The organism is Mesorhizobium sp. NPDC059025 (assembly GCF_042739655.1).
Classification (GTDB): Bacteria; Pseudomonadota; Alphaproteobacteria; order Rhizobiales; family Rhizobiaceae; genus Mesorhizobium.
The window spans coordinates 708,788-734,884 of the sequence record NZ_JBHYIM010000001.1 but is presented as its reverse complement, the minus strand read 5'-3'; the positions used below and the strand labels follow the sequence as shown (position 1 = coordinate 734,884).

The 26,097-nt window shown below is 61.3% G+C and carries 27 protein-coding genes; 8 read left to right on the top strand and 19 right to left on the bottom strand.

Annotated elements, in window-relative coordinates:
• Positions 1-16: 16 nt before the first annotated feature.
• The 10 genes from ACFWYE_RS03565 to ACFWYE_RS03520 all read right to left on the bottom strand — a co-directional run bounded on the left by ACFWYE_RS03565 (position 17) and on the right by ACFWYE_RS03520 (position 9,540).
• The gene (locus ACFWYE_RS03565; protein ID WP_379109584.1) at positions 17-1,390 is read right to left on the bottom strand and encodes a pyruvate dehydrogenase complex dihydrolipoamide acetyltransferase; all 1,374 of its coding nucleotides are present in this window, start codon (positions 1,388-1,390) and stop codon (positions 17-19) included.
• Between the two features lie 18 nt (positions 1,391-1,408).
• Positions 1,409-2,797, bottom strand: a complete 1,389-nt coding sequence (locus tag ACFWYE_RS03560) for a pyruvate dehydrogenase complex E1 component subunit beta (protein ID WP_379070946.1) — start codon at positions 2,795-2,797, stop codon at positions 1,409-1,411.
• Positions 2,798-2,812: 15 nt separating this feature from the next.
• Positions 2,813-3,850 (bottom strand): pyruvate dehydrogenase (acetyl-transferring) E1 component subunit alpha, encoded by a 1,038-nt coding sequence (gene pdhA, locus ACFWYE_RS03555; protein WP_379070942.1) that lies wholly within the window; start codon positions 3,848-3,850, stop codon positions 2,813-2,815.
• Positions 3,851-4,121: 271 nt separating this feature from the next.
• Positions 4,122-4,445 carry a septum formation initiator family protein gene (locus ACFWYE_RS03550; protein WP_379109582.1) on the bottom strand — a complete coding sequence of 108 codons (324 nt, stop codon included), beginning with the start codon at positions 4,443-4,445 and terminating at the stop codon, positions 4,122-4,124.
• Positions 4,446-4,572: 127 nt separating this feature from the next.
• The gene (locus tag ACFWYE_RS03545; RefSeq protein ID WP_379109581.1) at positions 4,573-5,025 is read right to left on the bottom strand and encodes a DUF6636 domain-containing protein; all 453 of its coding nucleotides are present in this window, start codon (positions 5,023-5,025) and stop codon (positions 4,573-4,575) included.
• Positions 5,025-6,299 carry a phosphopyruvate hydratase gene (gene eno, locus ACFWYE_RS03540; protein ID WP_379109579.1) on the bottom strand — a complete coding sequence of 425 codons (1,275 nt, stop codon included), beginning with the start codon at positions 6,297-6,299 and terminating at the stop codon, positions 5,025-5,027. The genes ACFWYE_RS03545 and eno overlap by 1 nt, the downstream gene beginning before the upstream one ends.
• A 134-nt stretch (positions 6,300-6,433) precedes the next feature.
• Positions 6,434-7,423, bottom strand: coding sequence for an isopenicillin N synthase family dioxygenase (locus tag ACFWYE_RS03535; RefSeq protein WP_379109578.1), 990 nt, complete (start codon positions 7,421-7,423; stop codon positions 6,434-6,436).
• 89 nt (positions 7,424-7,512) lie between these two features.
• Positions 7,513-7,716 (bottom strand): dodecin family protein, encoded by a 204-nt coding sequence (locus ACFWYE_RS03530; protein WP_101937016.1) that lies wholly within the window; start codon positions 7,714-7,716, stop codon positions 7,513-7,515.
• 91 nt (positions 7,717-7,807) lie between these two features.
• Positions 7,808-8,641: a 3-deoxy-8-phosphooctulonate synthase gene (gene kdsA / locus ACFWYE_RS03525; protein ID WP_379109577.1), complete on the bottom strand. Its 834-nt coding sequence runs from the start codon at positions 8,639-8,641 to the stop codon at positions 7,808-7,810.
• Positions 8,638-9,540: a VOC family protein gene (locus tag ACFWYE_RS03520; RefSeq protein ID WP_379109576.1), complete on the bottom strand. Its 903-nt coding sequence runs from the start codon at positions 9,538-9,540 to the stop codon at positions 8,638-8,640. The genes kdsA and ACFWYE_RS03520 overlap by 4 nt, the downstream gene beginning before the upstream one ends.
• 269 nt (positions 9,541-9,809) lie before the next feature.
• Between ACFWYE_RS03520 and ACFWYE_RS03515 the strand changes: the two genes are divergently transcribed.
• Positions 9,810-10,559 carry a sulfite exporter TauE/SafE family protein gene (locus tag ACFWYE_RS03515; RefSeq protein ID WP_379109575.1) on the top strand — a complete coding sequence of 250 codons (750 nt, stop codon included), beginning with the start codon at positions 9,810-9,812 and terminating at the stop codon, positions 10,557-10,559.
• Between the two features lie 21 nt (positions 10,560-10,580).
• Here ACFWYE_RS03515 and ACFWYE_RS03510 read toward each other — a convergent pair whose 3' ends face one another.
• Positions 10,581-11,099 (bottom strand): GNAT family N-acetyltransferase, encoded by a 519-nt coding sequence (locus tag ACFWYE_RS03510; protein WP_379109574.1) that lies wholly within the window; start codon positions 11,097-11,099, stop codon positions 10,581-10,583.
• A gap of 195 nt (positions 11,100-11,294) precedes the next feature.
• On the opposite strand from ACFWYE_RS03510, the gene ACFWYE_RS03505 reads away from it, so the two are divergent.
• Positions 11,295-12,743, top strand: coding sequence for an NCS1 family nucleobase:cation symporter-1 (locus ACFWYE_RS03505; RefSeq protein WP_379109572.1), 1,449 nt, complete (start codon positions 11,295-11,297; stop codon positions 12,741-12,743).
• Between the two features lie 89 nt (positions 12,744-12,832).
• Here the strand turns inward: ACFWYE_RS03505 and ACFWYE_RS03500 are convergent, their stop codons facing one another.
• The 7 genes from ACFWYE_RS03500 to tpiA form a co-directional block, all read right to left on the bottom strand.
• A complete protein-coding gene (locus ACFWYE_RS03500; protein ID WP_379070913.1) occupies positions 12,833-13,372 on the bottom strand; it encodes a DUF1697 domain-containing protein in 540 nt (179 codons plus the stop codon).
• A gap of 15 nt (positions 13,373-13,387) precedes the next feature.
• Complete coding sequence (locus ACFWYE_RS03495) at positions 13,388-15,025, bottom strand: CTP synthase (RefSeq protein ID WP_379070910.1); 1,638 nt, start codon at positions 15,023-15,025, stop codon at positions 13,388-13,390.
• A 140-nt stretch (positions 15,026-15,165) separates the two neighbouring features.
• Positions 15,166-16,290, bottom strand: coding sequence for a L,D-transpeptidase (locus ACFWYE_RS03490; protein ID WP_379070907.1), 1,125 nt, complete (start codon positions 16,288-16,290; stop codon positions 15,166-15,168).
• 277 nt (positions 16,291-16,567) lie between these two features.
• Positions 16,568-16,846 (bottom strand): DUF1905 domain-containing protein, encoded by a 279-nt coding sequence (locus ACFWYE_RS03485; RefSeq protein ID WP_379109571.1) that lies wholly within the window; start codon positions 16,844-16,846, stop codon positions 16,568-16,570.
• A 98-nt stretch (positions 16,847-16,944) separates the two neighbouring features.
• On the bottom strand, positions 16,945-17,328 hold the full coding sequence (locus ACFWYE_RS03480; RefSeq protein ID WP_379070904.1) for a rhodanese-like domain-containing protein: 384 nt from the start codon (positions 17,326-17,328) through the stop codon (positions 16,945-16,947).
• A 169-nt stretch (positions 17,329-17,497) separates the two neighbouring features.
• On the bottom strand, positions 17,498-17,977 hold the full coding sequence (gene secG / locus ACFWYE_RS03475) for a preprotein translocase subunit SecG (RefSeq protein ID WP_379109570.1): 480 nt from the start codon (positions 17,975-17,977) through the stop codon (positions 17,498-17,500).
• 141 nt (positions 17,978-18,118) lie between these two features.
• Positions 18,119-18,886: a triose-phosphate isomerase gene (gene tpiA, locus ACFWYE_RS03470; protein WP_379109568.1), complete on the bottom strand. Its 768-nt coding sequence runs from the start codon at positions 18,884-18,886 to the stop codon at positions 18,119-18,121.
• Between the two features lie 119 nt (positions 18,887-19,005).
• On the opposite strand from tpiA, the gene ACFWYE_RS03465 reads away from it, so the two are divergent.
• Genes ACFWYE_RS03465 through glp form a run of 5 tightly spaced genes read left to right on the top strand, consistent with a single transcriptional unit; the run spans position 19,006 to position 24,430 of the window.
• Entirely contained in the window at positions 19,006-20,901 is a 1,896-nt protein-coding gene (locus ACFWYE_RS03465) for a SurA N-terminal domain-containing protein (protein WP_379109567.1), read from the top strand.
• Positions 20,898-21,908, top strand: coding sequence for an anthranilate phosphoribosyltransferase (trpD, locus tag ACFWYE_RS03460; protein WP_379109565.1), 1,011 nt, complete (start codon positions 20,898-20,900; stop codon positions 21,906-21,908). Before ACFWYE_RS03465 ends, trpD begins: the two co-directional genes overlap by 4 nt.
• A 16-nt stretch (positions 21,909-21,924) precedes the next feature.
• A complete protein-coding gene (trpC, locus tag ACFWYE_RS03455; RefSeq protein ID WP_379109563.1) occupies positions 21,925-22,737 on the top strand; it encodes an indole-3-glycerol phosphate synthase TrpC in 813 nt (270 codons plus the stop codon).
• A 2-nt stretch (positions 22,738-22,739) separates the two neighbouring features.
• Complete coding sequence (gene moaC, locus ACFWYE_RS03450) at positions 22,740-23,225, top strand: cyclic pyranopterin monophosphate synthase MoaC (RefSeq protein ID WP_379109561.1); 486 nt, start codon at positions 22,740-22,742, stop codon at positions 23,223-23,225.
• Complete coding sequence (gene glp, locus ACFWYE_RS03445; protein ID WP_379109560.1) at positions 23,225-24,430, top strand: gephyrin-like molybdotransferase Glp; 1,206 nt, start codon at positions 23,225-23,227, stop codon at positions 24,428-24,430. Before moaC ends, glp begins: the two co-directional genes overlap by 1 nt.
• 263 nt (positions 24,431-24,693) lie before the next feature.
• Here the strand turns inward: glp and ACFWYE_RS03440 are convergent, their stop codons facing one another.
• Entirely contained in the window at positions 24,694-25,044 is a 351-nt protein-coding gene (locus ACFWYE_RS03440; RefSeq protein WP_379070879.1) for an antibiotic biosynthesis monooxygenase, read from the bottom strand.
• A gap of 115 nt (positions 25,045-25,159) precedes the next feature.
• On the opposite strand from ACFWYE_RS03440, the gene ACFWYE_RS03435 reads away from it, so the two are divergent.
• Entirely contained in the window at positions 25,160-26,047 is an 888-nt protein-coding gene (locus ACFWYE_RS03435) for a LysR family transcriptional regulator (RefSeq protein ID WP_379109558.1), read from the top strand.
• Positions 26,048-26,097: the final 50 nt, after the last annotated feature.

The following is a 26,097-nucleotide window of genomic DNA, read 5'->3' as shown; positions in this document are numbered from 1 at the left end:
CGCCCTACCGCGGTTGTCAGACCAGCATGGTCATCGGGTTTTCGATGATGCGCTTGAAGGCGCCGAGCAGTTCGGCTCCCAGCGCACCGTCGACGGCGCGGTGGTCGGTCGACAGCGTCACCGACATCACGGTGGCGATCCTGATCTCGCCGCCCTTCACCACAGCACGTTCCTCGCCCGCACCAACCGCCAGGATCGTCGCATGCGGCGGGTTGATGACGGCGGCGAAGTCCTTGATGCCGAACATGCCCAGGTTCGACACCGCAGTGGTGCCGCCCTGATACTCTTCCGGCTTCAGCTTGCGGTCGCGCGCACGCCTGGCCAGGTCCTTCATCTCGTTGGAGATCACCGACAGCGTCTTCTGGTCGGCCTTCCTGACGATCGGCGTGATCAGCCCGCCCGGGATCGACACCGCCACGCCGACATCGGCATGCTTGTGCTTGACCATGGCCGTATCCGTCCACGACGCATTGGCATCCGGCACGGCAACCAGCGCCTGTGCCATCGCCTTGATGATCATGTCGTTGACCGAAAGCTTGTAGGCCGGGGCATCGCCCTTTTCGGTCTTCTTCATCGGCGCGGCCGCATTGAGCTCGGAGCGCAGCTTGAGCAGCGCGTCCAGCTCGCAGTCGAGGGTGAGGTAGAAATGCGGGATGGTCGACTTCGCCTCGACCAGACGCCGGGCGATGGTCTTCCTCATATTGTCGTGCGGGACGAGGTCGTAGGAGCCCTGTTCGAACAGCTTGAGCACCGCGTCGTCCGACATCGGCTTGACCGCAGGCGCGGCAGCCGCCGGAGCAGCAGCAGCTGGCGCTGCGGCGGATGCGGCTTTCGCCACGCCACCACCGGCAATCGCCGCCTCGACATCCGCCTTCACCACGCGGCCATGCGGGCCGGAACCGGTGACGGCGGCAACATCGACGCCGGCATCCTTCGCGATGCGGCGAGCGAGCGGCGAAGCGAAGGTGCGTTCGCCCGCGGTTACCGGAGTAGCTCCGTTGACAGCGGGCTTCGGTGCGGCCGGTGTCGCGGCAGCCTCAGCCTTCGCTGCTTCGGTTTTAGGAGCATCGACCTTTGCTTCTACCTTGGGAGCCTCTGCCTTGGCAGGCGCGGCAGCGCCGCCCTTGGCGGCAGCGCCTGCGTCCTCGCCTTCCCCAGCCAGGATGGCGATCACGGCGTTGACCTTCACGCCCTCCGTGCCTGCTGGAACAACCAGCTTTGCTACGGTGCCTTCATCGACGGCTTCGACTTCCATCGTCGCCTTGTCGGTCTCGATTTCGGCGATCACGTCGCCCGGCGAAACCTTGTCGCCTTCCTTGACCAGCCACTTGGCGAGATTGCCCTCTTCCATGGTTGGCGAGAGGGCCGGCATGGTGATGTTGATCGGCATGTTGTCCTCCCGGCCAGATCAGCGATAGGTGACGGCTTTCACCGCCTCGATCACTTCCGCGACATTGGGCAGCGCCAGCTTTTCAAGGTTGGCCGCATAAGGCATTGGTACATCCTTGCCAGCGACGGTGATGACGGGCGCATCGAGGTGGTCGAAGGCCTGGCGCGACACCTGGTTGGCGATGAAATCGCCAACCGACGACTGCGGGAAGCCCTCTTCCACGGTGACCAGACGATTGGTCTTTTTCACCGAGGTGATGACGGTCTCCAGATCCATCGGCCGGATGGTCCTGAGATCGATGATTTCGGCATCGATCCCCAGCTTCGCAAGTTCCGCCTCGGCCTTGACCGCATAAGTCATGCCAATGCCCCATGAGACGATGGTGACATCCTTGCCGACCTTATGGATCCGCGCCTTACCGATCGGCAGAACGAAATCATCCAGCTTCGGCACATCGAAGGAGTGACCGTAGAGGATTTCGTTTTCCAGGAAGATGACCGGATTGGGATCGCGGATCGCGGCTTTCAACAGGCCTTTCGCATCGGCCGCGCTGTAGGGCTGCACCACCTTGAGGCCTGGAATATGGCTGTACCAGGCGGCGTAGTCCTGGCTGTGCTGCGCGGCAACGCGGGAAGCCGCGCCGTTCGGACCACGGAACACGATCGGCGCGCCCATCTGGCCGCCGGACATGTAAAGCGTCTTGGCGGCCGAATTGATGATCTGGTCGATTGCCTGCATCGCGAAGTTGAAGGTCATGAACTCGACGATCGGCTTCAGGCCCGTCATGGCGGCGCCGACACCGACACCGGCAAAGCCGTGTTCGGTGATCGGGGTGTCGACCACACGCTGCGGCCCGAATTCCTGCAGCAGGCCCTGGGTGATCTTGTAGGCGCCCTGGTATTCGGCGACCTCCTCGCCCATGACGAAGACGTCCGCGTCGCGGCGCATCTCTTCGGCCATGGCGTCGCGCAATGCTTCGCGGACGGTGGTCGAGACCATTTCGGTACCGGCCGGGATGTCGGGATCGGCGGCCACTTCAGTTCTCGGCGCTGCGGCAACAGGGGCGGCAGCAGCGCTCGATGCCGGAGCAGGAGCTGGCTCGGCGACGGCAGGCGCCTCGGCCTTCGCCGGAGCGGCGGCCTTGCCGATATCGCCGGCGCTTTCGCCCTCCTGCAGCAGGACCGCAATCGGCGTGTTGACCTTGACGCCTTCCGAACCCGCGGCAATCAGGATCTTTCCAAGCGTGCCTTCGTCGACAGCTTCCACTTCCATGGTCGCCTTGTCGGTCTCGATTTCGGCAATGACGTCGCCGGGAGCGATCTTGTCACCCTCGTTCTTCAGCCATTTCGAAAGATTGCCCTCTTCCATGGTTGGCGAGAGCGCGGGCATGAGAATTTCGATCGGCATGGTCGCACCCTCCCCTTATACCAGAATGTCCGTCCACAGCTCGGAGACATCCGGCTCTGGATCGGTCTGCGCAAAGTCGGCGGCATCGGCGACGATGTCGCGCACGTCCTTGTCGATGGCCTTGAGATCGTCCTCGCTCGCCCATTTCTTGGCGGCAAGGCGCGCCTTGACCTGCTCGATGGGATCATGCTCGGAGCGCATCTTCTGCACTTCTTCCTTGGTACGGTACTTTGCCGGATCGGACATGGAGTGACCGCGATAGCGATAGGTCTGCATCTCGAGGATGATCGGACCATTGCCGGCGCGACACCATTCGGTGGCGAGATCGCCTGCGGCCTTGACCGCGCGCACGTCCATGCCGTCGACCTGGATCCCGGGGATACGGAACGACAGGCCGCGCTGCGAGAAATCGGTCTCGGCGGACGAACGCGACACCGACGTTCCCATGGCATAGCGGTTGTTCTCGATCACATAGATGACCGGCAGCTTCCATAGGGAGGCCATGTTGAAGCTTTCGTAGACCTGGCCCTGGTTGGCCGCGCCGTCGCCGAAATAGGTCACCGAGACATTCTTGTTGCCGCGATACCGGTTGGCAAACGCCAGACCCGTGCCCAGCGAGACCTGTGCACCGACGATGCCGTGGCCGCCGTAGAAATTCTTCTCCTTGGAGAACATGTGCATCGAACCGCCCTTGCCCTTGGAATAGCCTCCACGGCGTCCGGTCAGTTCGGCCATGACACCGCGCGGGCTCATCTCCATCGCCAGCATATGGGCGTGGTCGCGATAAGCGGTGATCATCTGGTCGCCCTCGATGAGCGACATCTTGAGGCCGGTAACAACCGCCTCCTGGCCGATATAGAGATGGCAGAAACCGCCGATGAAACCCATGCCGTAAAGCTGGCCGGCCTTTTCCTCGAAGCGACGCATCAAAAGCATCAGGCGGTAGGCCGAAAGCTCTTGCTCCTTGGTGAACTCCAGGGGCTTGGGAGGCGTCAGGCTTATCGATTTGTCAGATTTGGACTTGGCAGGCGCTTTTCTGGCGGCGGTTGCCATGCTTCACTCCCTGTTGGTGTCTCTTCGCGGACCCTAGAATGCTGCCGTTTTCCCGGAAACACTCCAATTCCTCGGCTCTGCGCACAATCCCGAACGCAAAACCGCTGCGCACTTTTGCTGGAATTGCTCCGGAGAGATGTTGCGTCTCCCCCACCGATTGGCAAAAAGGCTAACACGCAAGCTGCCGTTACGCCATGCGGAAAAATGCATGGCTGGCATGCATCTAAGCAATTAGAAATATTGGAAATAACAGCGATTAACCGATATCAGGTTAATTCGCTTTCGCCGGCAACATGATGACGACTTCGTTGGCGCTCGTCACATTGAGTGCCCGCCGCGCCTGCTCGTCCAGCATGTCCTTTTCGATCGAGCCATCATGCAGAAGCCTGACGCGCTGCTCAATCTCCATGCGCCGCTCCTTGACCGAGGCAAGCTGCGCCTGCAGGCTCGCGACCTGCTCCTGGAGCTTGGCCCTCGAATTGATACCGAAGGCACCGTGATAGGCATGGTAGCCAAAATAGCACAGAACCACAGCACAAAGCGTTGGCACGATCAACCGACCGGTGTTTGTCTGCTTGTGCTGGCGTGTCCACATGGCGCGACTCCTCGTCTGCCTCTTGTCGCCCGATTGTGCTTAATGGAGGGTTACGATGACGGTGGCGACGCCTCTGGACGAGATCGCTTTCCATACTTCAAACTGCCTGTGAGAGCCGTGTCCGCGCTCAGAAAACGCGCTGCAGGGAACGCGACAGCTCGAAGCCGGCACCCGCGCGGTTGACGCAGGTCACACCCTTGCGCGCCGAGCGGCAGATGACGGCGCCATAACCCGTACTTTCGCCGTAATGCAGAACCGGATAGTCGTCGGCGATGGTATCGCCCACGCACAAGCGCTCACCTTCCCGCGAGCTCGCTCCAAGGCCGAAATCGTGCCCCCATTCCAGATCGCAATCGGCCGGTCGCTGCGCCGGCCGGTTTGAAACCGCGGCAATGCTGCAGCGGACCGAGGAAGCGTCGAAAAACAGGCACTGGATGTTGCCGGTCGGCGAGCGAAAGCCTTTCGGCACCTCTTGTGCAAAGGCCGCTGTCGTAACGACGGCGGCAAGCACAAATGGGACCGCGCAGCGACCGATCCTTAAGATCGGTCGCCGACGATAGACGCTGTGGGTATCAGCCATCAAGCCTTGAGGATCGACGTGCCGGCATAGCGCGCCTGCGCACCGAGTTCTTCCTCGATGCGGATCAGCTGATTGTACTTCGCTATGCGGTCGGAGCGCGACAGCGAACCCGTCTTGATCTGTCCGCAATTGGTCGCAACGGCGAGATCGGCAATCGTGGAATCCTCCGTCTCGCCGGAACGGTGCGACATGACAGCGGTATAGGCAGCCTTATGCGCCGTCTCTACCGCCTCCAGCGTCTCGGTCAGCGAACCGATCTGGTTGACCTTGACCAGGATTGAATTGGCGACGCCCATCTTGATGCCGTCGCGCAGGCGCGAGGAATTGGTGACGAACAGGTCATCGCCCACCAGCTGCACCTTCTTGCCGACGAGATCGGTCAGATATTTCCAGCCCTCCCAGTCGTCTTCCGCCATACCGTCCTCGATCGAGATGATCGGATAATCGGCGGCGAGCTTGGCGAGGTACTTTGCCTGCGCCTTGGGATCGCGGCTTTTCTTCTCACCCTCATAGACGTAGTTGCCGTCCTTGAAGAATTCGGTCGCCGCGCAGTCGAGCGCAAGCGCAACATCCTGGCCTGGCTTGAAGCCGGCCTTCTCGATCGAAGCCATGACGAAGTCGAGTGCCAGCGGGGCACTCTTCAGGTTCGGTGCAAAACCGCCTTCGTCGCCGACGTTGGTGTTGTGACCGGCGTCCTTCAGGCCCTTCTTCAGCGTGTGGAAGATTTCCGAGCCCCAGCGCACGGCATCGCGCAGCGTCGGTGCACCGATGGGCATGATCATGAATTCCTGGAAATCGATCGGATTGTCGGCGTGGGCGCCACCATTGATGATGTTCATCATCGGCACCGGCAGAACGCGGGCGTTCGGACCGCCGACATAGCGATAGAGCGGCAAGCCGGATGCCTCGGCCGCGGCCTTGGCGACAGCCAGTGAGACACCGAGGATGGCGTTTGCGCCGAGCCGGCTCTTGTTGGCGGTGCCGTCCAGTTCGATCATGGTCTGGTCGATCTGGATCTGGTGCTCGGCTTCCATGCCGCCGATCGCCTCGAAGATCTCGCCATTGACGGCCTCGACGGCACGCTCGACGCCTTTGCCGAGATAACGCGGACCACCATCACGCAGTTCGACCGCTTCGTGGGCGCCGGTGGAAGCACCGGACGGCACGGCGGCGCGGCCCATCGAACCATCCTCGAGGACGACATCGACCTCGACTGTCGGATTGCCGCGGCTGTCGAGAATTTCACGGCCAACTATGTCGATGATGGCGGTCATTTGAAGCTCCTGCTTGGGATGAGGACAATGCGCGAGGTGGCACCGGCGGGGTGACGCTGCGCAAACTCAATAGCCAAAGCTTCGCGAAACGCAACCGCGCCCGGTGGCAGATTCCGTTCTTTGTCCGGGCTTTGTCAGGCTGCCGGCTTCACTGTCGCGTTGAATTTGCCCATCAGGTAGGGGCCTGACTGCACCGGTTGGTAGCGCGGTGCCTCTCCCTGCTCCAGGCAGGTTTCGATACAGGCGATTTCCTGAAGCCAGTTTGGCTGGTGAAAGAAGGCAAGCGACTGGCGCCGCGCGGACCTGGCCGCACCGACATCCGGGTTGACCACCCTGTGCAGGGTCGAAACCCAGCGATCATTGGTCCAAAGCGCCATCAGGTCGCCGATGTTGATGACGAACGCTCCTTCGACGGGCGGCACCTCGCGCCAATCGCCTTCCGGGGTGAATATCTGCAATCCACCCGAGCCAGGTTGCGGCAACAGGATGGTCAGGCTGCCGTAGTCGGTATGCGCGCCGGCGCGCAGCTGACCGGCAAGTGGCGGTGTATCGGTCTCGGGATAATTGAGCGCACGCAGGGCGCTGATCGGCCGATCGATCATCGGCTGGAAATGGTCTTCCGGCAGGTCGAGCGCGACGGCGAACACACGCATGATCCGTGCGGCAAGATCCTCCATCGACGCATAATATGCCTTCCAGGCATCGACGAAGCCGTCCGGAGATTCCGGCCAGATTGTTTCGGCATAACAGAAAGCCAGCGCCTGCGGATCCGTCAGCCCCTGCGGAACCGAGAGCGGACCGCCGTTGAAACTCTCCTTGAGATCCGGCGGCGTGTCGGCTCCCTTGGATTTTGCCAGGGCCTCGGCACCCGAGCCAAGGTAGCCATAAGGGTAGCCCGGATAGGGAGCCCTCACCTTTTCCTTCATTTCGGCAGACTGATCGAAGAAGGCCCGTGCCTTCGACCATACGGCATCGATCACGGCCTGCGGAACCGAATGCCCGCTGACCGCCAGGAAACCCGTGGCACGGCAGATTTCGTCGACCTCACGACCAAGCGCCTTGCGGCCGGCGACATCCGCCTGCTCAAAACGGGAAAGATCGAAAACCGGAAACGCCGCAACCATTTTCCACTCCCATCGGATTCTGGTTCCAATGCGAGCATAGCTTCCGTGCGAGCCGCATCAATGAGGAAGCGTTGTTCCAGCCAGGCGTGCTAGTCCGCGAGAATGAAGGTGACCTTCATGTTGACGCGGTAGGCAACGATCTTGCCGCCCTCGACCACGATCTTCTGGTCCTGTATCCAGGCGCCCTCGACGTTCTTGAGCGTCTTGGAGGCGCGTTCGACGCCTTTCTCAATGGCATCCTGAAAGCTTTTCTTGGAGGAAGCGGTGATCTCGGTAACGCGGGCGACGGACATGTCCTACTCCTGACGACGAGCCAATTTGCCCGGCAAGCCTACAACCGGGAAATACGCCTCGCAAGCAAAGGTAGTCTTGCCGAGCCTTCCGTCAGGCCTTGGCCACCTTGTCGAACGCCATCAGCCTTTCCAGCAGTGCCGGCATGTCCTTGAACGGCACCATGTTGGGGCCGTCCGAGGAGGTCGAATTGTCGGGATCTTCATGCGTCTCGATGAAGACACCAGCCACGCCGACAGCCACGGCTGCCCGGGCCAGCGTTTCCACGAAGCGACGCTCGCCGCCAGACGTGGCGCCCTGCCCGCCTGGCTGCTGCACCGAGTGGGTGGCATCGAAGATCACCGGCGCGCCGATATCGGCCATGATCGGCAGGGCCCGCATATCGGAAACCAGCGTGTTGTAGCCGAACGAAGCCCCGCGCTCCGTCACCAGTACGTTCGGGTTGCCTGAATCGGTCAGCTTGGTCACGACGTTTTTCATGTCCCAGGGAGCGAGGAATTGCCCCTTCTTCACATTGACGACCTTGCCGGTCCTGGCGGCGGCAACAAGCAGATCCGTCTGGCGCGACAGGAATGCCGGGATCTGCAGCACGTCGACATGCGGCGCCACGATCGCACACTGATCCTCGGTGTGGATATCCGTCAGGATCGTCACGCCAAGTTCCTTGCGCAACTCCGAGAAGACCGGCAACGCCGCTTCCAGCCCCGCGCCCCGCGTGCTGCCCAGCGAACTGCGATTGGCCTTGTCGAAGGAGGACTTGTAAACGAAGCCGATACCAAGCTTTCCCGTCAGTTCTTTCAACGCACCTGCCATGTCGAAGGCATGCTGGCGCGATTCGAACTGGCACGGCCCGGCGATCAGCGACAGCGGCGCATCATTGGCGAACAGCGTCTGCCCGACAGTCACCTTGGCATTGGGTTTGGTCATTTCAGATCCTCGAAGATGAAGGCTGCACCCTGGCCCGGCGCGGGCGGCACGACAAGCCGGCCGCCCTGCAAATGGTGCTTGATGCCTGCCGAAACAAGCAGTCGTTCTGTCGTGGCACGATCTGGCACGGCGAAAATCACGGCGGCGAAACGGAGCGCCGTGCGCCCGCCGGCACCGATCGCGAATTCTGCCTCGAATTCGTCAGGTCGCATGAGCAGGACATCGGCATTCGGCAAAGCCAACAGACCATTTGCCTGCGCCGAAGCCATGCCACAGCCGGCGGCCTTTGCCAGGAGAGCCTGCTGCCCGGCTGGATCGTCACTTACAGCCACGATGCCATGGATGGCGGCGGCGCCGTTGGCGTGCGCCTGCAAGGCGGCACGATCCACCTTGGGCGCATTGATCCTCTGGCAGGCGAAGACGAAGGCGTCGGGCGTGTCGCGCCCCGATGCGAAGGCAAGCCTGAACGAAACCGTATCACTCTTGCCGGAACGATCGGTGAATGGGCGCGAGAAATCGAGCTTCTCACCTGCCGAAATGCCGGCCTCGACATAGGCACGGTGATCGTGGTCGGCATCGTCAGTGCCGAAGACGATCGCCGAAAATCCTTCAGCACCATGATCCTCGCGATACGTGTGATCGCGAGCCACGAAGACATTGCCAGCCATGATCGCTTGCGCCGCTATTTCGGCGTCCCCCACGGCGAGCGGCTCCAGGAAGGTACCGTCCGCAAGGTAGACGCAGCAGTTTTCGGTACCGAAGGGATGAATGCCGCGCGGCGCGACGGTGAATCCCAATAAGGCAAGGCGCGCCTCGGCGCTTTCGAGCGTCGCCGTCGGCAAAACGATGTGATCGAGCGGATGGACTGGTCGCTGCATGTTGGCGGCGGTGTGCATCATTCCGACTGCCGGTTCAAGGAAAATGGCTCTTAGAACGGGAGAGTCCCTGCCATGATCCTGCGTCATCCGCATGACGGGTGGGGAACATTCCGGGCAGAACAAGCTCTACCGCGGATGCCTTCGACGCTTCGACGACGATGAAATCATTGAATGGGACAACCCATTATCTTGAAACCTGCTGTCCCAGCCCGGTGAGGGTTCACCGGGCACACAGCTGCGCCGAACGAGGGAACCGGATATGATCGACCAGACGCCGCTTTTCGCTATCCGTGTTTGATCTCTCGTTTCCCCTGGTCGTCGCGGTCGCCGTGACATTCTTCGTTGCCGGTCTCGTCAAGGGCGTAACCGGCATGGGCCTGCCAACGGTGGCGATGGGTGTGCTGGGGGCGCTCGTTTCACCTCTGGCAGCGGCCAGTCTGTTGATCATTCCCTCGTCCCTCACCAATATCTGGCAGCTGCTGGCGGGACCGAATGTCACCCTGCTCATCCGCAGGCTTTGGGCGATGATGCTGGCGATTGTGGTGGGAACGATGCTTGGCGCGTCATGGCTTGCCGAAGGCGACACCTCCCTGACAAGCACGGCACTCGGCATCATTCTCGTTCTCTATTCGGCCTACACGCTGTTGGCGCGTCAGCTCAGCGTAAGCAAGCGTTTGGAGCGCCTGCTGTCGCCGCTTGTCGGCGCGGTCACCGGCCTGATTGCCGGTGCCACCGGCGTTTTCGTCATTCCCGCCGTACCCTATCTGCAGGCGCTTCGGCTGGGAAAAGACGATCTGGTACAGGCCCTGGGCCTGTCGTTCACCGTTTCGACATTAGCCCTGGCGGCAGGACTGGCGGCACGCGGCGTGTTCCGAACTGAAAACCTTGCATTATCAGCGCTCGCCGTTTTGCCGGCGCTTGCCGGCATGTGGTTCGGGCAGGTCTTGCGGGGCAGGATCAGCCAAGTATTGTTCCGCAGGATATTCCTGCTCGGCTTGCTGTTGCTGGGGCTGGAGATGACGCTGAGACCGCTCTTCTGAGCTCCCTTCGCCATCGCCAAATCAGGTGCGAGCCTGCAGATCAAGCCGCCAATCATTGCTGCGCATCGCATTGCCCGGCGGATACTGGAAGTCGCATTCGCCCATCAGCTCGAAACCGAGCCTGCGGCAGATGGCGTTGGAGGCGGGATTTTCAGGTGCCGGAAAGGCGTGCAGATAGCGATGCCGGCGCTCACCACGCAGCACATTGATCAGCAAGCCTGTCGCCTTGCCTGCGATCCCGTGCCCCTGCAGACCGGGCACCACCGCCCAGCCGGTTTCGTAGACAAGGTCACCGCGCCACATCCGCTCCCAATAGCCGATCGACCCGGCACCAAGCCCATCATAGGAAATACGGAACATCCGGGTTTCGCCCGCAACAGCCTTTTCCAGATAGCGCCGGTGACGATCGAGCAGTTTTTCCGGCGTTTCCGGGCCGCCGATATAACGCTTGGCCTCGATCGTGTTGCAGCGTTCGAGGATGTCGATATCGCCTGAAGACCAAGTCTCCAGCGCCATGCGGCCATCCTGCGCAACCGTCATTTGCAAGTCCCCGCCTGGTCCAACCGCGCAACAGATACCGACTCGCTGCTGGCATGCTCAAATCGAAATGGCCGGCGTGAAGCCCTTTTCTCGTTGAATGTCTTTTTCGGGAAAACCGGCAAATCGGTTTCTTCCCCTTCCCCTGCGGCAGGCATAACCTTTCCGCAAAAAATAAGGTCATGAGAGGGGACTGCTATGACCATACCCGGTGCTTCACCCAATCTCTACAACGAGGACCTCGCGCCTGCCAAGGTCCGTAACTGGGGACCGTTTTCGATCTTCAACGTCTGGACGTCCGACGTCCACAGCCTGTGGGGCTACTACCTCGCTGCCAGCCTGTTTCTGTTCTGCGGCGGGTTTCTCAATTTCGTCGTCGCGATCGGCATCGGCTCGCTCATCATATACGCGCTGATGAACATGGTCGGTTATGCCGGGGTCAAGACCGGCGTACCTTACCCGGTTCTGGCGCGTGCGTCCTTTGGCATCTGGGGCGCCAACATACCGGCGCTGGTGCGCGCCATCGTTGCCTGCTTCTGGTATGGCGCGCAGACTGCCGCGGCTTCCGGCGCCATCGTCGCCCTGCTTATCCGCAACGAAAGCATGCTTGCCTTCCACCAGAACAGCCACATGCTCGGCCACTCGACGCTGGAGGTAATCTGCTTTTTCGTGATCTGGGCGCTGCAGTTGCTCATTATCCAGAAAGGCATGGAGACTGTTCGCCGGTTCCAGGACTGGGCTGGCCCGGCGGTGTGGGTGATGATGCTGATCCTGGCCGTCTATCTTTGTGTAAAGTCGGGCAAATTCGCCTTCACGAGCGACATCCCGCTTGATGTCCTGCGCGAAAAGACCAAGGACGCCGGCATTCCGGGCGATCCAGGCTCGTGGACGGCGCTGTTCGGCGTAGCCGCCATCTGGGTTACCTACTTCTCGGCGCTCTACCTGAATTTCTGCGATTTCGCCCGCTACGCGCCAGACAAGGCAGCCCTGCGCAAGGGCAACATCTGGGGGCTGCCGGTCAACCTTATCCTGTTCTCACTGGTTGCGGGTGTAACCACCATTGCCGCCTACGATGTCTATGGTGAAGTTCTGCTGCATCCCGACCAGATCTCGGCCAAGTTCGACAGCTGGTTCCTGGCATTGCTGGCAGCACTGACCTTCGCCGTGGCCACGCTTGGCATCAATGTGGTGGCGAATTTTGTCTCGCCGGCTTTCGATTTCGCCAACGTCTTCCCGAAGCAGATCGATTTCAAGAAAGGCGGCTACATCGCAGCCCTGATCGCCCTGGTGCTCTACCCGTTCGCCCCTTGGGAAGGCAGTGCAGCGTCGTTTGTCGGCATCATCGGCGCCACCATGGGACCGATCTTCGGTGTCATGATGGTCGACTACTACCTGATCCGGAAAGGTGAGGTCGACGTCGAAGCCCTGTACCGCGAGGACGGAGAATTCCGGTTCCAGGGTGGTTGGCATGTCAATGCCTTCATCGCCGCGGGCATAGGCGCCATCTTCTCGTCGATCCTGCCCAATTTCACCGACTGGCTACCGTCATGGTGGGGTGTCTATGGCTGGTTCTTCGGCGTCGCGATCGCCGGTATCATCTACTATGTCCTGCGCTCAGGCTCGGTCCGGGTACCAGCAAGAGCCTGACGCGACAAGCAACGGCGGCGCGTTCGCAAGAGCGCGCCGCTCATTCCGAACTGACGCGGATCATTGGGCCATCAACAGTAAGCTAGAGCTTACAGCTCTACCATCTCGGCCAGCTTGCGCACCGTGTTCCAGTTGCGCGAGGTGCCGATGCCAAGCCGCTTGTGGCCGACTGCACCGAGCAGCCGCGAATTCGGTCTCTCCCGTGAAAAGACGATCCAGATGTCGCCATTCACCAGTGCGATCTTCTCGTCCGGCGCCGCATGAGACCTGAGCGCGTCGACCGCCGATTCGGGCACCGGCTGACGCATGACACGAACAGCGACCTGGTCCGCCGTCGCGGCTGCCTCCTTCGGAAACGGATTGCCCGCTGCAAATGCCGGCCAGCCGGCCGCATCGCGCACGATGATGTCGACATGCCGACCGAAGGCATTGGGAAATGCCGCCTCCAGTCGGTTCTCCAGTTCGCTTATCGACGTTTCCGGTGCATCGAACACCAGGTTGCCACTGGCGGCGAGCGTGCGCGTGTTGGTATACCCCAGCCCCTCGGCCATCGCCTTGAGATCGGCCATCACGACGCGCCGCTGCGGTGTCAGCACAATGGAATAGAGCAGCGCAATATAGGTCCGCACCGCCCTACCCTTGTCTTAGACCATGCGGCTCTGTTCGACCGCCGCCTCGATGAAGGAGGCAAACAGCGGATGCGGATCGAGCGGACGGCTCTTCAATTCCGGATGGTACTGCACGCCGATGAACCAGGGATGGTCGGGATACTCGACCGTCTCGGGTAGCACCCCATCGGGAGACATGCCGGCAAAGACCAGCCCGCAGTCTTCCAGTCGCTGCTTGTAGTCGATGTTGACTTCGTAGCGGTGGCGATGGCGCTCGGAAATATCGGTATCGCCATAGATCTCGGCGATCTTGGAGCCCGCTTCAAGACGCGCGTCATAAGCACCGAGCCGCATCGTGCCGCCGAGATCGCCGGCCGACTGCCGCTTCTCCAGCATGTTGCCCTTCAGCCATTCCGTCATCAGGCCAACGACCGGCTCCTTGGTGGCACCGAATTCCGTCGACGAGGCGTTTTCGATGCCGGCCAGCGAACGAGCCGCCTCGATGCACGCCATCTGCATGCCGAAACAGATACCGAAATACGGTACCTTGCGCTCACGGGCGAATTTGGCAGCCAGGATCTTGCCTTCCGAGCCACGCTCGCCAAAGCCACCCGGCACCAGGATGCCATGCACCTTCTCCAGGAACGGCGCAGGATCTTCCCTCTCGAAGACTTCGCTTTCGATCCAGTCGAGCTTGACCTTGACGCGATTGGCCATGCCACCATGCGACAGCGCCTCGATCAGCGACTTATAGGCATCCTTGAGCCCGGTATACTTGCCGACGATGGCGATGGTAACCTCGCCTTCCGGATTGTGGATGCGTTCCGCCACGCCCTGCCACGGCTCCATGCGTGGCTTCGGCGCAGGTTCGATGCCGAAGGCGGCGAGCACTTCCGTGTCCAGTCCTTCATTGTGATAGGCCATGGGCACGTCGTAGATATGTCCGACGTCAAGCGCCTGGATGACGGCCGACTCGCGCACATTGCAGAACAACGACAGCTTGCGGCGCTCTTCCTTCGGGATCGACCGGTCGGCACGCACCAGGAGGATATCGGGCGCAATGCCGATGGAACGCAGTTCCTTGACCGAGTGCTGCGTCGGCTTGGTCTTCAATTCACCTGCAGCCGGAATGTAAGGCATCAGCGTCAGGTGCACGTAGACAGCATTGTTACGCGGCAGATCGTTGCCGAGCTGACGGATGGCTTCCAGGAACGGCATCGCTTCGATGTCGCCCACCGTGCCGCCGATTTCGCACAGCACGAAGTCATAGTCCTCGTTGCCGTCGAGCACGAAGTTCTTGATCTCGTCGGTCACGTGCGGAATGACCTGCACGGTGGCACCGAGATAGTCGCCGCGCCGTTCGCGTTCGATGATGTTCTTGTAGATGCGACCGGTGGTGATGTTATCGTTCTGGTTCGCTGAACGACCGGTGAAGCGTTCGTAATGGCCGAGATCGAGATCGGTCTCGGCGCCATCGTCCGTCACGAACACCTCACCGTGCTGGTAAGGCGACATCGTGCCGGGATCGACATTGAGATAGGGGTCGAGTTTTTTGATGCGCGCGCGGTAGCCGCGCGCCTGCAACAGGGCTCCGAGAGCCGCTGCGGCTATGCCTTTTCCAAGGGAAGAAACCACGCCGCCGGTGATGAATACATATCGCGCCATGGGAACCATCGCTTAGCGCGGCCTGATCGATTCCGCCAGTGGAAAAACCGCCGCGCGTGGTTTTTCCCGGAACTACTCGCTTGGCCGGGCTGCAGCCAAAACAAAAGGGCCGGCTGGAGCCGGCCCTTCCGCCACTTGTTCGTACCGCGTTACAGGACGACGACCTTGGTGCCCATCTTGACGCGGTTGTAAAGCTCGATGACGTGATCGTTGATCATGCGGAAGCAGCCGTTGGAAGAGCTGGTGCCGATCGTCTGCGGAGCAATCGTGCCATGGATGCGCAAGTGCGTATCCTTCTTGCCATCGTAGAGATAGATGGCGCGCGCGCCGAGCGGATTCAAGCCGCCGCCGGGCATGCCGTCCTTGTACTGGCCGTATTTCTTCGGCTCACGCTCCTGCATGTCCTTTGTCGGAATCCAGCGCGGCCACTCCTGCTTGTCGCCAACGGTGGTGTCGCCCTTGTATTGCAGGCCTTCCTTGCCGACCGCGATCGCATAACGACGGGCGGTTGACCAGGACTCAACGAGATAGAGACGGCGCTCCGCCGTGTTGATGACGATCGTGCCAGGTTCATAGCCGGTGAACGTCACCTCCTGCGGCTCATATTCCGGCTTCACCTTGAACGGCTTCTTGGCCGACTTCTTATCCATGACCGCATCCAGCGCACGCGTCTGCGGCAGCATGGACATCGACGATGAACCGGCATTGCCGCCGAACAGACCGGCAAACAGGCCGTTGTTGTTACGGGGACGGACTTCGCCGGCACGCGGCTCGCTGCGCAATTCACCATTGTTGCCATTGGCAACGACGTCCTCGGCCTCGAACGTCAAAGGCTCCTCGACGACCGCCGGCATCGGTTCGATCGGCTTGGCAAGCTCGAGCTTGACCAGCTTCTTTGCCTGCTTGGCATCTTCCACGGGTTCAGCCGACTGGATGACCGGCTTCTGGCCCTTCTTGGTCAGGAACTCCTGGCGAGCTGCTTCGGCCTTGACCTTGGCGGCTTCGCGCATCGCCATCTTGCGAGCCTCAAGCGCCTTTTCCTTGGCGAGGGCACGCTCGACCTGAACCTGCTTTTCGAGATCCTCGATACGAGCGAGGTCAGCATCGGTCGGTTTCTTTTTCTTCTTGAGCTGCTTCAGCTCGACAGCCGCGCTCTTGGTCTTGGCGGTGTCAGCCTTGGTTGCCTTTGGGTTGGCGGGTGCCGCCGCATAGGCAGGCGCACCGAAGGTGAGCGCGGCGCAAAGGCCGGCGAGAATGAAACTGCGAAGCCGCATGGCGAAGTTCCGTCCAGAAGAATCGTGTTGCCCACGGCAACAGGCGGCGCCCTCAAGGCACCGCAATTGCCGCAATTTCGCTATAATCGAACAGGTGGGGACCGCTCAAGCGCCTTTGCCCACGGTACAAGATCGAATCTTCGTGATGGCATCGCATTTGCGCCAACTGTGTTCCAGGAACAACAGGTAATAGTGTTACTGTGCCGCACCGAAGGTTACTTTCTCGGCAACTGTGCCCAATCGGGACAACAGGATCCCGCCGGATCGCAGGCCCCGCTCAATTCAGGCGTTCGCTCAACGAGATCGCAACCCAATCGCCGGCACGCTTGCCAATCGCTTTGAGAAGACTGGCCTTGAGCGGCAGTTTGTGATTGCCATCGCCAAGCGCCATGAACGAGCTCTGGAACGCAACACTATCAACGGTTGCGCGAACCTTCACCAGCCCTCGCGTCCCGAAAAACTCAGCCGAATGCGGCCAGATGATATAGGTCCAGCCGCCTTTGGTCGCGCTTTTGCGTATCTGCGCATCAAAGGATGTGTCGAGAAGTTGTCCCATCTCCTGCCTCCTGACGGGTTTCACCAAGGACGCACGATGAACCGTAATTCCGACAAGGGGTGGCAGATTTCAGGCGTTCGGCGAGCACGGCACTCCGGCTATGCAACCGATTCAACATCGCCGCCGCCGTCGGCCCAATCCTTGAAACCGCCGAGATTATAAATCCGCTGGTAGCCCATATCCTTGAGCACCTTGCCGCTCAGGGCCGAGCGCCCACCCGAGGCGCAATAGAGAATGATCGGCCGATCCTTACGAAGCTCCGCGTTGTGATAGGGCGTATCCGCGTCGGCGCGGAACTCCAGCATGCCACGCGAGATGTTGATTGCACCTTTGATCTTGCCGCTGGCCAGGACTTCCGGCGCGTCACGCACGTCAACGACCAAGGCATTCTCGCTGGCAATCAATTTTCGGGCCTCGTCCGCAGTGATCTTCGGCACCGCCGCATTCGCGGTCGCCATCATCTCCTTGATGCTGCTTGGCATTATCTGGCTCCTCGGGGACGAACTGCACGGAGCCTAGTAGGACCTTTAAACTCTGGATAGACCCTCGAAAGGCTTACGCCTTGAGGACAAGTCGTCGCCAAAAACGAAAACACCCGCCGGACCGGTCGGCCTGGCGGGTGTTCATCACGGAAAGCCTTGCGTCCAATTCTTACTGGTTTGGAACCTGCGGCTGGGCGGGCTGCTGCGCTGCGGGAGCCGTCGTGCCGTTGGCCGCAGGAGCGGCAGCATCGTTGGCAGGTGCGGCAGGCTGCGTCGACTGCGGCTTGGCGGCATCACCCGACGGCGGGGTCGGAGCCGTATTGCCGGCCGGTGCAGCCGGCGTCGTGTTGCCGGGAAGCTGGTCGAGGACACCCTTGCCGCCTGTCTGCTGCGTGATCGGAGCACGATCCAGGAAGTCGGTCGGCTTGCCGCCATAACGAGCGAAGATCGAAAGGATGAGCGACGTGGCGAAGAAAGCCGCTGCCAGGATCGCGGTTGCCCGCGTCAACGCGTTGGCCGCACCACGCGCGGTCATGAAACCCGAACCACCACCGATGCCGAGACCGCCGCCTTCCGAGCGTTGCAGAAGCACCACGCCGACAAGCGCGAGCACGATCATGAGATGGATGACGATCAGGACGGTTTGCATTGTCTACCTTGGCAAAACTGGCGCGGACACCAGCGGCGACCGGTGAACAGGTGGCGGCTCATACAATGCTTTCGTGGCATTTCCAAGCCCGGCACCCGAATATGGGGATCGGGGTCGCCTTTGCAACCGCCGACCGCGTCCCTAGAGGCTCCGATACGCCTCGGCGATGCCGAGAAAGTCGGCGGCCTTGAGGCTGGCGCCGCCGACCAGCGCACCGTCGACATTGGCAACGCCCAGCAACTCGACCGCATTGGAAGGTTTGACCGAACCGCCATAAAGAATGCGAATCTTCGCCGCTTCGACTGCGCCGAGCTTTTCGGTAAGTTTCGCACGGATATGAGCATGTGCTTCGGCGACATCACCGCTTGTCGGCGTCAGGCCGGTGCCGATCGCCCACACTGGCTCGTAGGCCAGGACAGCATTCACGGCCGTAGCACTCGCCGGTACCGAACCGGCTACCTGACGGGAAAGGATATCGAGTGTGGCACCCTGTTCGCGCTGCTCGCGGGTCTCGCCTATGCAGATGATCGCGACAAGACCGGCGCGCCAGGCCGCTTCCGCCTTGGCGTGGACGGTTGCATCGTCCTCACCATGGTCGGTGCGACGCTCGGAATGCCCGACGATGACATGGCTGGCACCAGCGTCCTTCAGCATCTCCGCTGAGATATCACCGGTATGCGCACCGTTTTCCTTGGCGTGGCAATCTTCGCCGCCAACCTTGACCGGAGTGCCTGCAACCGCCTCGGCAGCACGCGAAAGCAGCGTCGCCGGGACGCAGACAAGCGCATCGGCTTCCGTGTCCAGGCCGCTCATGAAGCCATGGCCGATCGAACGCAGTTCACCAAGCGAAGCGCCGGTTCCGTTCATCTTCCAGTTGCCTGCCACAAGGGGACGTATACCTGGCGTCATTCTGCGGTTCTCCGATCGTTCTGTTCGCGCCTTCCCTACCAAAAACAGGCCACAAAGCAATCGACAGTAGGCTTGAAGGACGCTATTGCGCTTGGCTTACTTCAAATACGGACATCATCATGCTCTCTACATTGCGAAGCGCGGCGGGAACCTGGGTCGCGAAAGCCCTGCTCTCCCTCTTGGTGGTCAGCTTCGCTGTTTGGGGCATCTCCAGCCGCATGATGGGCACGATCGCCGGGCACCACAGCGTGCTGACGACGGGAGGCACGTCCGTTTCCGTCACGGAATATCGCCTCGCCTACGATCGCGAGCTCAATGTCATGTCACAGCAGTTCGGCCAGCGGCTAACGCGGGAACAGGCCAAGGCGCTTGGCGTCGACAACCGCGTGCTCGTGCAACTTGTTTCGGGCGCGGTGCTGGATGAGCAGGCCCGCAAGCTTGGTCTTGGCCTCTCCGAGGATCGTGTTGCCGAACTCACACGTGACGATCCAGCCTTCAAGGGCGGCAACGGCCAGTTCGACCGCCGCCTGTTCGACTATGTGCTGCGGCAGATCGGCATGCGGCCGGAAGACTATCTGAAGAACCGCGTGCAGGTGGCGACCCGCCAGCAGATCGTCGAAGCTGTCTCCGACGGCATGCAGGCGCCGGATACGTTCCTGAAGGCTGTCGCGCTTTACCGCGGAGAAGACCGCACCATCGATTACCTGGTCCTGCCGAAGTCGCTGGTCGAGCCGATCCCGGCGCCGTCCGACAGCGATCTGAACGCCTATTTCGAGGCCAACAAGAAGAAATATGCCGCCCCCGAATACCGGAAGTTCTCCTATGTCCGCCTTGAGCCCGAGGACATCATGGACCTCTCCGCGGTGACCGAGCAGCAGATCAAGGACGACTACGAGAAGAACAAGGCCCGCTACACGACACCCGAGACCCGCACGATCGAACAGCTCGTCTTCAAGTCACCGGAAGCTGCAACCGCGGCATTCGATTCGCTGCGCAGCGGCGCGACTTTCGACAAGCTGGTGACTGCCGAAGGCAAGACACCCGCCGACACGCTGATTGGAACGCTGGCCAAGGACAAGATCGCCGACAAAGCTGTGGCGGAAGCCGCCTTCGCACTCAAGGCCAATGAAGTAAGCCCGGTCGTCAAGGGTGCCTTTGGCCCGGTCTTGCTCCGCGTCACCGAAATCAAGCCGGAAGTGGTGAAGTCGGTCGCCGAAGTATCCGACCAGATCCGCAAGGAACTGGCCGTCAACGAAGCGAGCCGCATCCTGCTCGATACACACGATTCCTATGAGGATGCGCGTGCTGGCGGCTCCACCATGCAGGAATCCGCCGACAAGCTGAAGTTGAAGGTGGTCCCGATCGAGGCCATCGACCGGACTGGCCAGCGGCCGGACGGGACGGTCGTAAACGGCCTTCCGGAATCGGTGTCCCTGATCCGCGCTGTATTTGACGCCGAACAGGGCATCGAGAATGAGGGGCTGACCACCGCCGACAATGGCTATGTCTTTTACGAATTGAACGGCGTCACGCCGGCTCGTGATCGCACCTTGGATGAAGTGCGGCAGAAGGTAGTCGCGGACTGGACCGAGGCCGAAGCTGAGAAGCGGCTTGCCGCCAAGGCGGACGAGCTGGAAAAGCGCGTCAAGGCAGGAGCCACCCTCGATACCGTCGCCGGCGAACTCAAGCTCGAAAAGCAGACCAAGCGCGGCTTGAAGCGTGAAGCCGACGATGCCGACTTTGGCAAGGAAGGCACCACGGCTGCCTTTGCCGTCGCCGAAGGTGGCTCCGGCATCGTCTCTGCCCCGACAGGTACCGCCAAGATCCTGTTCAAGGTGGCGGAAGTGTTCGAGCCAGCGGCCGCCGACGCCTCGGCGGTTCCCGACGACGTCAGGAAGTCCTTCGCGTCCGGCATGTCCGATGACCTGCTGGAAGAAATGGTCGCACAGCTGCAGTCGCAGTTCAGCGTCAAGGTTGACCAGGTGGCGATAGAGCAGGCTCAGCAGATCCGATGAGTGCTCTGAAGCCTCATATCGCCAAGGTTGCGGCGGGCAATATACTGTCCTTCGAGGAAGCGCGCGAAGCCTTTGACATCATCATGTCGGGCGATGCAACGCCAGGCCAGATCGGCGGCTTCCTGATGGCGCTGCGCGTGCGTGGCGAAGCCGTCAGCGAGATTTCCGGCGCGGTCGCAACCATGCGCGACAAGATGCTGCGCGTAGAGGCCCCAGCCGGCGCGGTCGATATCGTCGGCACCGGCGGGGACGGTTCGCATTCGCTCAACATTTCGACCGCATCCGCTTTCGTCGTCGCAGGCGCCGGCGTTCCAGTGGCCAAGCATGGCAATCGTGGCCTCTCCTCACAGACTGGTTCGGCCGACGTGTTGACCGGCCTCGGCATCAAGATCGACCTCACGCCCGAAGCGATCGGTGATTGCATTGCCAGGGCTGGCGTCGGCTTCATGTTCGCGCCCTCACATCATCCAGCCATGAAACATGTCGGCCCGGTGCGCGGCGAACTTGGCACCCGCACGATTTTCAACCTGCTTGGGCCCCTCTCCAATCCTGCAGGCGTCGGCCGCCAGATGGTCGGCGTGTTCGCGCCGGAATGGATCGTCCCGGTAGCGGAGGCGTTGAAGGCACTGGGTGCCGACCACGCCTGGGTGGCGCACGGCGACGGCTATGACGAAATCACCACCACCGGCGAGACCGACGTGGCTGAACTGGTTGGCGGCGCAATCCGCACCTTCAAGCTGACGCCGGAGATGGTCGGGTTGAAACGCCATACCAAACAGGACCTGCGCGGCGGTGATGCCAACTACAATGCAGAGGCCCTGCGCAAGCTGCTTTCCGGCGCGCCGGGGGCATATCGTGATACTGTGCTGATGAACGCCGGTGCGGGCCTGGTGGTGGCTGGCAGGGCGGCAACCCTGGAAGACGGAGTGAAACAGGCCGCGACAGCCATCGACTCCGGCAAGGCCAGGGCAGTGCTGGAAACGCTGGTCAAGGTTTCCAACGAATAGGTCAGGACCGACGACAATGGCCGATATCCTGCGCAAGATCGAAGCTTACAAGCGCGAAGAGATTGCCGCTGCCAAGGCGCTCCTGCCGCTCGCCGAGATCAAGGCACGTGCCGCCGATGCCGACCGTCCGCGCGGTTTCCTGGCCGCACTCGAAGCCAAGCGCGCTGCCGGCGCCTTTGCGCTGATCGCGGAGATCAAGAAGGCAAGCCCGTCCAAGGGATTGATCCGCGCCGACTTCGACCCACCGGTCCTCGCGAAGGCATACCAGGCCGGCGGTGCTGCCTGCCTGTCGGTGCTGACCGATTCACCATCTTTCCAGGGCGCGCCGGAGTTCCTGACCTCGGCCCGCGAGGCTGTTGCTCTCCCGGCATTGCGGAAGGACTTCCTGTTCGATCCCTACCAGGTTTACGAAGCGCGCGCCTGGGGCGCCGACGCGATCCTCATCATCATGGCAAGTGTCGATGATCGCCTGGCCGCGGAGCTCGAGGATACCGCTTTTTCGCTCGGCATGGACGCGCTGGTCGAGGTGCATGACGAGAAAGAGACCGAGCGCGCGCTGAAACTCAGGTCGCGCCTCCTCGGCATCAACAATCGCAACCTGCGCACGTTCGAGACCAGTCTCGAAACCTCAGAACGGCTGGCGGCGATGGTGCCGGCCGATCGCTTGCTGGTCAGCGAAAGCGGCATCTTCACCCATGACGACTGCCGCCGCATGGAAAAAAGCGGCATCGGCACCTTCCTCGTCGGCGAGAGCCTGATGCGGCAGGCCGACGTGACAGCGGCAACGCGCGAATTGCTCGGCCTCGATGCCAGAGCCGAGGCCGTCTGAAGATGTCCAGGAACGCCCTCACCCATCTTGGTGCGCAGGGCGAGGCGCACATGGTCGATGTCGGCGACAAGGCCGAGACGGTGCGCACAGCGGTGGCCGAAGGTTGTGTTTCGATGCAGGCTGCGACACTGGCCATGATCCTCGACGGAAATGCCAAGAAGGGCGATGTGCTGGGGACTGCCCGCATCGCTGGGATTATGGCCGCAAAGAAGGCGCATGAGCTGATCCCGCTCTGTCATCCCCTGCTGTTGACCAAGGTTTCACTCGATATCGAACCGGACCACGCCTTGCCTGGCCTGAAGGTCACGGCACTTGCCCGCGTCACCGGAAAGACCGGCGTCGAGATGGAGGCGCTCACAGCCGCTTCGGTCGCCTGTCTCACCATCTACGACATGGCCAAGGCAGTGGATCGCGCAATGACCATCTCCGGCATAAGGCTGGTGGAAAAAACCGGCGGGAAGTCCGGAGACTACAAGGCGGGCGCCTGATGTCGCTGGTTCCGGTCGAAGAAGCGTTACAGCGGCTGCTGAGCGATGCCGAACCGCTTGGCGCCGAGACCGTAGCGTTGGCGGACGCCTTTGACCGGGTGCTGGCGGCCCCGCTGGCGGCGCTGCGCACCCAGCCGCCTTTCGATGCTTCCGCCATGGATGGCTATGCAGCGAAAGCTGCCGACGTCGCAGCAACGCCGGCCAGGTTGAAGGTGATCGGCAGCGCACCAGCCGGCCGTGCGTTCCGGGGCACAGTCGGCAGCGGCGAGACGGTGCGTGTCTTTACAGGTGCACCTCTGCCCACCGGCGCCGATACCATCGTGATCCAGGAAAACGTAAGCGACCTCGGCGACGACACGATCGAGGTTCACGAGCCCTCTTCCGAGGGGCGTAATGTCCGTCGCAAAGGCCTGGACTTCAATGCCGGTGACGTATTGCTCAAGAAGGGCCGGGTTCTCGACGCCGCCGCGCTCTCGCTTGCCGCTTCCGCCAACCATCCGGCCGTTGCCGTGGTGCGCCGCCCTCTGGTGGCCATCATCGCCACCGGCGACGAGCTGCTTCCACCTGGTAGCACGCCGGGGCCGGATCAGATCATCTCGTCCAATGCCTATGGAGTGGCAGCGGCAGCTCAGTCCGTCGGTGCGCGTGCACTGGACCTTGGCATCGCCCCCGACAACAGGGGAGCAATAGCCGCCGCAATACGGCAGGCGGTCGAGGCTGGCGCCAACGTGATCGTCACGCTGGGTGGTGCTTCTGTCGGAGACCATGATCTCGTCCATGAGGTCCTGACCGGTGAAGGCATGACACTGGATTTCTGGAAGCTCGCCATGCGCCCCGGAAAACCACTGATGTTCGGCCGCATGGGTGCAATCCGCTGCATCGGGCTGCCCGGCAACCCCGTCGCTAGTCTGGTCTGCTCGCAACTCTTCCTGAACCCCCTGCTGGCGCAACTCGGTGGACGGCCTTTCAGCCAGAACATCCGCGAAGCGCGGCTCGCCACCAACATGGGAGCCAATGACCGCCGTCAGGATTACATCCGTGCCCGGGTCGAACTCGACGGCGACACATTGAGGGCTACCCCGTTTGGCGTGCAGGATTCCTCGATGCTCCGGACTCTCTCGGAGGCCAACGGCTTGATCATTCGAGCGCCGCACGCTGCGGCAGCAGAAGCCGGCTCCATCTGCAACGTATTGATGCTGCGCTGACCGTCGCTGGCAGATACACGTTCCGAAATAAATTAAGGTCTTCTTGCGGCGACTTTGTGCGAACGAGACCCGAGGATGCGGTCTCTGAGACAATACCGGGAGCCGACAACGTCACTTTGTTCGGGCTGTTCAGACTCCTGTCCGCCGCTGGCTCCCGGATATTTTCGGCTCACCTGAAGCGATGGGTGCGCCTGTTTTCGATGCTGTCAGCGGCAGTGGTACAACTGGATATCCAGTGCTGCCCCGGGCAGTTCATCTGACGATCACTTCACTGCGCGCTTCGGCAAGACAAGGTCATCGACCGTGTAGGTGTGGAATTCGCTTCTCGATACGGTGTCGAGCTTCCGGAATTTCTCCAGGAATACAGGATCGGAGAAAAACTCGCTGACATTGCCGGCACCGTGGATTGCTTCGACATTGACGACGGTTTCGCCGTCGGTGCTCTTGGCGAGCGTACTCCAGAGAAAACCTTCCTTGCGCTCTGCCACGTAGTGCACGACATCCTGGATGACAGCAAACGCCTCCTCCTGCTTTCCTGGATGGGCGTGAATGACGTTCACGACAAAAGTCGTTGACTGAGGAGATGCAGAAAAGGCTGCGGTAGGCTTGTCCATGAGTGTCTCCATCTGACGATTGCGGCGATCTTGCCGCGGCAACCTCTGGATATTCAGGACAGATGAGCAGATAAATGCCCATTCTCTCCCATCAATAACGAAGAAAATTCCGCAATTGGACAAGCTTGGACCACTCGGTATCTTCGTACAGGTTGCGGAAGCCGGTAGCTTTATCGGTGCCGCGCGCCGGCTCAGCCTTACGGCCTCGGCCGTCGGCAAGGCGATTGCGCGGCTCGAAAACGAAATGGGCGCCCGCCTCTTTCACCGCTCGACGCGGAGTATGGCTCTGACAGAGGAAGGCAGTTTCTTTCTCGAAACCTGCCGGCGCATTCAATCGGAATACGAGCAAGCGCAGATCCAGCTTGCGAGATCGCAGGCGAGCCCCCGAGGACAGCTTCGCGTCTCTCTCCCGCTCGCGGGCATGCTGTTGATGCCGACCATATCGGCCTTCATGGAACAATATCCGGATATCAATCTCGACCTTGATTTTACAGACCAGCTGGTCGACGTCATCGAAGAGGGCTTTGACGCGGTGATCCGCACCGGAGACATCCGGGACACGCGCCTGATAAGCCGCAAACTCGGTACTTTTCGGCACAAACTCGTCGCGGCACCGAAATATCTCGCCGAACATGGTACGCCCAGAGTGCCGGAGGACCTGCTCAAGCACCGCTGTCTCCACCATCGTTACGCGAATTCGGGGCGGCTCGAGCCCTGGCCCCTCGTGCGCAGCGGTTGTGACCTGAAACTCGATCTTCCCGTGACCACCGTTGCCAGCACGCTGGAGCCGCTGATCTACCTCGCCGAACGGTCCTTCGGTATCACCTGTCTGCCGCCGTTCGCCGTGTCTGCAGAACTGGCCGAAGGCAAGTTGGTATCGCTGCTGACGGATTATCTCGGCGAAACGGGTACGTTCCGAATATTGTGGCCGACAAATCGCCATCTCTCGCCCAAAGTACGGGTTTTCGTGGACTACATGGCTGAGAATCTATTTGCCGAGTAAGGGTAGGGCAGCATCCTTCGGCCTGCTCTGCGACGGGAGATATGGCAACA